Source organism: Pseudahrensia aquimaris (assembly GCF_042676045.1).
Classification (GTDB): domain Bacteria; phylum Pseudomonadota; class Alphaproteobacteria; order Rhizobiales; family Rhizobiaceae; genus Pseudahrensia; species Pseudahrensia aquimaris.
The window spans coordinates 200,522-209,206 of the sequence record NZ_JBHTJV010000010.1; the positions used below are offsets into that span (position 1 = coordinate 200,522).

1 protein-coding gene is annotated in these 8,685 nt (G+C 55.1%); it reads left to right on the forward strand.

Translation table 11 applies throughout. The features are described 5' to 3' along the window. Nucleotides 1-83 precede the first annotated feature (83 nt). Nucleotides 84-8,685, forward strand: an 8,602-nt coding sequence (locus tag ACFQ14_RS12740) for a tandem-95 repeat protein (protein WP_377213135.1), incomplete at its 3' end; no start/stop codon positions are given.

Consider the following 8,685-nt stretch of genomic DNA (forward strand, 5'->3'; position numbering starts at 1 on the left):
CCCACTTTGCCCCACCCGTATTCCGTCTGGAATCCGGTGATTCGTTTCGTGGCTGCAGGGGCCACAGCCCAGGGGACTAAACGATGCTATCCACTTTCGGAAAAATCTTCCGTCGCAAAGCTCAGGCACTTGAAACGCCAGACCGACAAAAGCCGCTCATGCGCGCGCTAGAGCCGCGGATGTTGCTCGATGCTGCGGCGGTTGAATCGGCCGAGCAAGCGGCTGACAAGGCAGTTCACTCGGAAATGGCTGATCTGGTCAACGTTATCGGCGACGACACCCTGGCCCCTGAGGGTGTGGCGCTGGATAAGGCGGACCTGTCACGCGATATAGTTTTCATCGACGGCAATGTGCCTGATATCGGCACGATCCTCAGCGAATTGGACCCAGATGTTGAGGTTCACATTCTCGATCTGCAATCCGATGGTGTGGGTCAGATGGCCGATATTATGGATGGGCGTACTGAAGTTGCTGCAATCCATATCTTTTCTCACGGCGGCGAAGGCTTCCTGAGCCTCGGCAACGGCCAACTGACAACCGATACAATTTCCGGTTCGCATGTTGAATCGCTCATGCGCATCGGTGCATCGCTTTCCGAAGGCGGCGATATTCTGATTTATGGTTGTAACTTTGGTGCTGGCGAACAGGGTCAAGCAGCCGCCGAACGCCTCTCGCAAGTAACAGGCGCAGACATTGCAGCTTCTGATGACCTGACAGGCGCTGCCGAAAAAGGCGGTGATTGGGATCTGGAGGTCGTCGCGGGCGAAATTCAGGCGAAATCGATCACCGTTGAAGCCTATGGTGAGGTGCTGGACACATTCGAACTTGGAACCGTCACAGCGCCTTCGGTTGATCTTCAAAACACCCGCGTTATCGCCACTGTTACGTATGGCGGCATTGGTTCTACTGCGCTGTGGGCTAATGCAGGTACGGTGCAGACAGCTGGTGGCCCGGTGGCAGTCGATATCGTTGCCACCGTTATAGCTGAATCCAGTGCGACAGATGTTGGCGTAAATTTCGGCACGCGCGACGACGATGAAGGCAATACGAACGATCCGACTTTGGACGATTTCCGTGTGCAAATTCGCAATGGCGGCGCAGCCACGGGCAACACTTACGCTACGGAAAACGGTGGAACGTTTACGCAAGTTGCCGAAAACAGCGCCACAATTCGGTGGGAAATTTTTGAGGCCGGAACGTGGAGCGTTGCCGATCCGGCAGCTGGCGTAAAACCAGCTGCTGCAACGGTAAACCTGACGATTTCTGACATCGATGGTGGTGGCGGTTTGCCGGATTCGCGCGAGGAAATCGCCGCTAACCTGACAGGCCTTTCTTCATATACGGTGCAAGAACCCACCAATATGAATGTCACAAATGATGGCACGAATATCAGTGTGAGCGGCACGCAGGGTCAGAATAACGAAGAGGAAAGCTGGGTTCAGTTCTCGTGGGGATCAGTCAACCAGCTCGATCTCACCTACACCACGCACACCGTCAACGCCTTCTACAATCACGATGGCGATGGAGACTTGGTGTTCACCAACCCGAACACCGCTTTTGCGACCGGAATTGACCTGGACTCAAATGATTCCTCCGGTGCAACCGGCTCTAACTATCAAACGGTGTTTTTGCATGATGGCGCTGGCAGTGGTGCGCCCGTTTCCATCGCTGATGGCGATATTATGGTGGACAACGATGGTGACCGCGGCACATCTGCGGTCATCACCCTTACCAACGCTTTCGCAGGCGATGATCTGATCCTGGACACCGCTGTCCTTGCCAGCCTGGGCCTCACTGGCACTGTTGATACGTCAACCGCCGGTGTGATTCAGATCACGATCAACGGCGAGGCCAGCACGCTTGATTATCAAACGGCTATCCAGTCGATCACCTTCCAGAACCTCAATGTCGGCTTTGACCAGACAACGCGCCAGTTGGATGTGCAGGTTTTTGACGGCGCTTTTGCAAGTGGCATTGCCAATACCGCCATCACTTTCGGCACGATCATCAATCAGCCAAGTGCTGTCCGTGACATTTATGTGGGCGACGAAGACACACTTCTTACAGTGCCTGCTATCACGGGCCTTTTGGCCAACGACAGCGATCCGACGAACGATCCCATCACGGTGACGGGCGCGCTCGATTCAGCTGGCAATGCAATCACAGTTAATCCCGTCGGGGCAGCCACTCCCACCGTGCATACACTGCCATCCGGCGCGTTGCTGACACTTTTTGCCGACGGCTCGCTCACATACGATCCGCCAGCTGACTATTCAGGTGTCGAATTCTTCAACTACACGGTGGAAGACAACACGGGCCTTTCCGCCCAGTCTTACGCTTCGATCAACATTCGTGGCATAGCAGATGCGCCAAATGTGCCTGCTACAATCGAAAGCGTCGTTTCCGACGAGGATCAAAACACCAACACTGTTGATCTCACCAGCACGCAGACAGACGTAGATGGCTCAGAAAGCCTTCGCTATCTCATAAGCCAGATCCCCACTGGCTTCACACTCACTGATGGCGCTCTGTTTTTCACATCAGCATCGGCAACGGATATTGCATTCCTGGACGGTTGGGATCTGACCAATATCTCGCTCATTCGACCAACCGCTGATAATTCCGACGAAGATATCGTTGTACAACTGACAGTCGAAAGTACCGAACCAAACGGTTCGACTGCCAGCAGCACTGAAAGCGTTCGCTTCAACGTCGCGGCTGTTGCAGACGCGCCAACGCTAAATCTCAACACCACTGCTGGCGGCGGTGTGGATGTGCCCACACCCCTCGGACCACTTATTTCTGCAACTCTGGCGGACGCCGATGGTTCTGAAACCATTGTTTCCTATACGTTTTCGAATTTCGATACAGGCTTTCAGCTGTTGCAAAATGGCGTTCCGCTCACGCCTGCCGCGGGTCCGCACACGGTTCTGGCCGCTGATTTGGCAACCCTGTCGCTGCAAACAACGCCCGGCTTCTTGGGTGTCACTACGGTCGATGTTGTGGCAACCGCTGAGGAAACCAACGCGGAAGATGATGTATCGCTGCTTTCCGCCAACAGCGCACTTGGCACACTCAGCATCACGATCGACAACGTCGATGATCCTGTAACGGCCAACCCGGATACGGGCGCAACCGTTTCCGGCGGAACAACAACTATCACGCCGTTGACCAACGATGTTGCTCCAGACGGCTTTGACACGATCACGCTGATCGACGGTCAAGTGCCCACCGTTGGCGTTGAACTGACGCTGACAAGCGGCAACGGCTTCGTCACACTCAACGCTGACGGCAGCGTCACTTTCCGTGCAAGTGACACTTTTACCGGCGATGAAGTGGTTACATACACCGTTGCCGATGCCGACGGAGATGCCGACAGTTCGACCCTTACCATCACGGTCAATCCGTCTTGGAGACTGACCGGCAGCACATCGGTCGCTGAAGGCAGCAACGCGACCTACACGATTGAAATGACAGGTCCGCTGACACCGGGGCAATCGGCTTCGGTCGATATCGCCTTGAGCGACATCGAAACAACAAACGCGGACTACGCGGATTTGGCGGCTGCGATTACGGCAGCGGTCGCAACACGCGACGATCTCACATTTGACGGCACGACGCTGACCTATACCGCCAATTACGAAGGCACGTATTCTGCAACCGGCGGCGGCTTCACCGACATTTCTGGCAGCGGAACGGCAACAGGATTGGGCGATGAGGCCAACGCGACCGCGCCCATTGGTTTTGACTTTGAATTTTACGGCCAGAACTATTCAAGCCTGTTCATCAATGACAATGGCTTCATCACTTTCGGCGGGTCCGCGACAGCATGGAACAACACCGCTCTTACATCCGGCACTGTTCTGGGCGGAAATCCGACCATTGCTGTTCTGTGGGATGACTTCAATCCTGCCGCTGTAGGCGAAGTCTACTACGAAACATCAGGCGCTGTCGGTTCTCGCACCTTCACGGCACAATGGGATGACGTGGCCATCTTCGGCAGTGCCGCGACCGACGGCGGCTCGTTCCAGATTGTGCTGAACGAGGCCGATGGTTCGATCAATTTCTTCTATAATGATGTGGATTTTGACGGCACGAACAACGATCAGGGCGCCAGCGCGACCATTGGCGTTCAAGACGGCAACGGCATATTCTGGCAGCAATCCTTCAACGCAGCCAATGCTGTGGCTTCCGGCAGTTCCATCACGGTGCAATCAACGGCTATGACGCCGCTGGTGATTGATCTTGGAACCATAGAAGACCCGACGCTCGAAGCTGACGAAGACTTCAACATTGCGCTCTCCAACGCCACAAATTCGGGCATCATTGCAGCCCAAGACGACGTTACAACCACGATCACGGACACTAACGACGCCCCCGTACTCAATGCGCCTGTAACAACAGGTACTCCTGTTCCGGTCACCACCACTTTGGAAGACACCCCGCTTGTTTTCTCTGCGGCCAACGGAAATCCGATTTCGATTGATAATCCTGACGGTAACGACTTGTCGGTGCTTCTGAGCGTCTCCACCGGCATTTTGAACGTCACGCCGGGCAGTGGTGCCATCATCGGCTCTGACGGCACTGGCGTGGTAGCGATCCAGGGAACGCAAGCGCAGGTCAACGCAGCCCTTGCAGGGTTAATCTTCACGCCGGTTGCCGACAACAATGGTACAGCCACACTGTCACTTTTGATTGATGATCTGCAGGGCGAACCGAATTCCGTTGTTATCGACACAATCGATATCGGCATCACCGCTGTAGCGGACACTGTGCAGGATTCCGTTGTCGTCAACGCCACAAACACGGTCACAATTCCCGTTCTCAACAACGACACGTTTGAAAACGTGCCGACCAACGTTATCGCTACCAACGGCGCAAATGGCACTGTTGTCGTGAATCCGGACAACACGATCACTTATACTTGGACGTCTAGCGCAACAGCTGGTTCGGACACGTTCACTTACACAGTCACTTCTGGTGGTGTCACCGAAACCGAAACTGTTTTCGTCTTGAAATATCCACCAGCTGAAGCTGAAGACGATACACAGAGCACTAACGAAGACGCCGTTATCAACGTTCCAGCTGGCGGTGTGCTCGACAACGATTTGACCGTGTCGGTCGCGCCTACTCTTGGCTACGACACGATCGATATTGCTAATAACGAATGGGATGATGCTTCCAACACATTCCCGTTTACGCTTGACCCGAGCGTCACTGAAAACACATCGCCCACAACGGCATTCACCGGCATAACGTCGTCGCTTGTTTTTGACGGCACTGATGGGGGCACAGCCACTTCGCTGAACAATTTCGGTGCCAGCCCCGGCCTTTCGGCCTCAGACACAACTTTCGAATTGTGGTTCAGCTATGATCCGGCGGATTATTCCGGCAACGGCGCTATCCTGTTTGAAACAGGCGGCGGTGGCGATGGCATGTCAATCGCGCTATCCGACGCTTCGGGTGGCACGACCGGCCCGATAGACCATGTTCTTATCCGCTTTAAGGATGGAGCCACGACCGTCGACTTGCTCGCTGATCTAGAGGCCGTAGTCGGCGCTGGCAACATTGCAGGTGAGTTCATTCAAGTCGTCGCGGCGTATGACAAAGATGCTGTTGGCACCGATGACCGCCTTAGCCTCTACATTAATGGCAATCTGATAGACACAACAACGGCTGTTGGTCTTGATGATTGGGCTGGCACCAGCGGCTCCGGTTTGGGCCAGTCCAACGGCTCAAACCTGCCGGGTGCTTTTGATCAATTCATAGGCGAAATCGCCATCTTCAACGTTTACGAAGCAAGCCTGTCTGACGCTGACGTCAAGGCAACCTTCGATCAGGTCGCAGGCGTCACAATCAGTTCCTACGACAGCACCTCAACACTGGGTGCAACTGTCGTGCTCAACGCCGATGGCAGCTACAGCTACGATCCAACTTCAGCAACAGCCCTGCAAGCGCTGCAGGCGGGTGATACGGTTGTTGATACCTTCACCTACACGATTACCGACGCTAACGGCACTGAAAGCCAGGCCACTGTCTCTATCACCGTGCTGGGCGTAAACGATGCACCTTCTGGCACCGACGGACAGGCGATCATCGCTGAGGACACGAGCTACACGTTCACAGTCGCCAATTTCGGTTATTCTGATCCGGTTGACGGCACGGACGACGCCTTCAATTCTGTCTTGCTGACAACAGTTCCAGCCGATGGAACACTAGTCTTCGATGATGGCGTCGCGGCCCCGGTGACGCTATCAGCAGGCGCGAGTGTATCTGTTGCGGATATTACTTCCGGCTATCTCACTTTTGTTGCTGCTCCGGATCAAAACAATACATCCACACCGGGCACCAGCTATACTCAGTTCACATTCCAGGTGGTTGATGACGGCGGCACAGCGCTTACTGGTGAAGACACCGACCAAAGCCCCAACACGTTTACGATTCTCGTTAATCCAGTAAACGACGCGCCTGATGCGTTTGCTAACACGGTCTCGGCTGACGAAGACGTTGCCACGCCGCTGACGATCACGCCTCCGACGGACATTGATGATGCATCAACGGCGCTGACGGCGACAATCACGCAGGTTCCGGCTGCTGGCGAAGGCACGATCATGTATACGCCGGACGGTGGCGGTTCTGCCATGCTGGCTGCTGGCGATACGCTGTCGATGAGCGAGCTTGCGACGCTGAGCTTCACATCCGCTCCCAACTACAACGGTACGATCACGCCGTTGACTTACACGGTCACGGACGATGAGGGCCTGTCGGATGCTGGCTCCAACGGCACGGTCAACATCACACTGGTTCCCGTCAACGACGCGCCCGTGGGCAATGACGATGTTGTGAACGTCACGGAAGATACAGCGACCGCGCTGAACCCGATGGCACCAACCGATATTGATGATGCTCCTGCCGATCTGACGGTTACGATCACCGCGATCCCGAACGCCACGACGCAGGGCACCGTCACCTACACCGATGCTGGTGGCGCTACGCAGACGCTTGGCTCAGGCGACGCTCTCACTTTGGCTGAATTCGCAACTCTCTCGTTCACGCCGCTGACTGATTATGACGGTCTGGTCGATGCGATCACCTACACCGTCTCCGACGATGACGGCCTGACGGATACAGGCTCCATTGCGATCACGATGGTTCCTGCCAACGACGCGCCTGATGCGTTTACGAACACGGTTTCGGCTGACGAAGACGTTGCCACGCCGCTGACGATCACGCCTCCGACGGACATTGATGATGCATCAACGGTGCTGACGGCGACAATCACGCAGGTTCCGGCTGCTGGCGAAGGCACGATCACGTATTCGCTCGACGGTGGCGGTTCTGCCACGCTGGCTGCTGGCGATACGCTGTCGATGAGCGAGCTTGCGACGCTGAGCTTCACATCCGCTCCCAACTACAACGGTACGATCACGCCGTTGACTTACACGGTCACGGACGATGACGGCCTGTCGGATGCTGGCTCCAACGGCACGGTCAACATCACACTGGTTCCCGTCAACGACGCGCCCGTGGGCAATGACGATGTTGTGAACGTCACGGAAGATACTGTAACGTTCCTCAATCCAACGCCGCCGACAGACGTGGATGACGCCCCAACCAGTTTAACGATCACAATCAATCAAGTGCCCAACGCACTCGTTCAGGGAATTGTGAGCTACACGACATCGGGTGGCGCGACAGCGACCTTGGCACTTGGCGACACGCTGACACCGGCTGAGTTCAATACTCTTCGGTTCACGCCGATCGCGAATTATGACGGTCTGGTTGATACGATCACTTATACCGTCACTGACGATGACAATTTCTCAGATGCAGGCTCAAACGGCTCCATCGCGATCACGTTGGTTGCTGTCAACGATGCGCCGGATGCTTTCCTCAACAGCGTCAGTGTCGTCGAAGACACCCCAACGCCTTTGCCAGTCACGCTGCCTACCGATGTTGATGATGCGCTCACAGACCTCACTGTCACGATCAATCAGGTTCCAAATCCGCTCACACAAGGCACTGTCACTTACACGCTTGATGGCGGCGGTACAGCGACACTTTCGAGCGGCAGTGTTTTGTCCGTTACCGAGTTTGATACGCTGAACTTCACGCCAGTTCAGGATTTCTCAGGCTCCATTCCATCGCTCAGATATACTGTACGTGATGATGACAACGCAGCCGACCTTGGTTCAAACGGCACGATCAACATCATCATGGTGCCCGTCAATGATGCGCCAGATGCAACCAATGAATCCGTCGATGTAGTCGAAGATACAGCAACCGCACTCAATCCGACTCCGCCCGTCGATCCCGACGACGCGCCATTGAATCTGTCGATAACCATCACGCAAGTGCCAAACAGTATAACGCAGGGAACTGTCACATATCTCAATGGCGGCGTCAGTCAGACGCTCGCTGCAAATGATGTGCTGACTTTGGCTCAGTTCGACACGCTGACCTTTGCTCCGGTCGCAGGCTACACTGGCTCAGTCGACAGTATTCTCTACACAGTCGAAGACGATGATAATTTCTCTGACAGCGGATCGAACGGTTCGATCTCTATCGTGATCATCGAATTCAACGACGCGCCTGAGGCTTTTGCTGATGTTGTTGGCGTTGCTGAGGAGGGGACGGTTGCGCTTAATGTTACGGCTCCGGTTGATGTTGATGATGTTGCTGCCA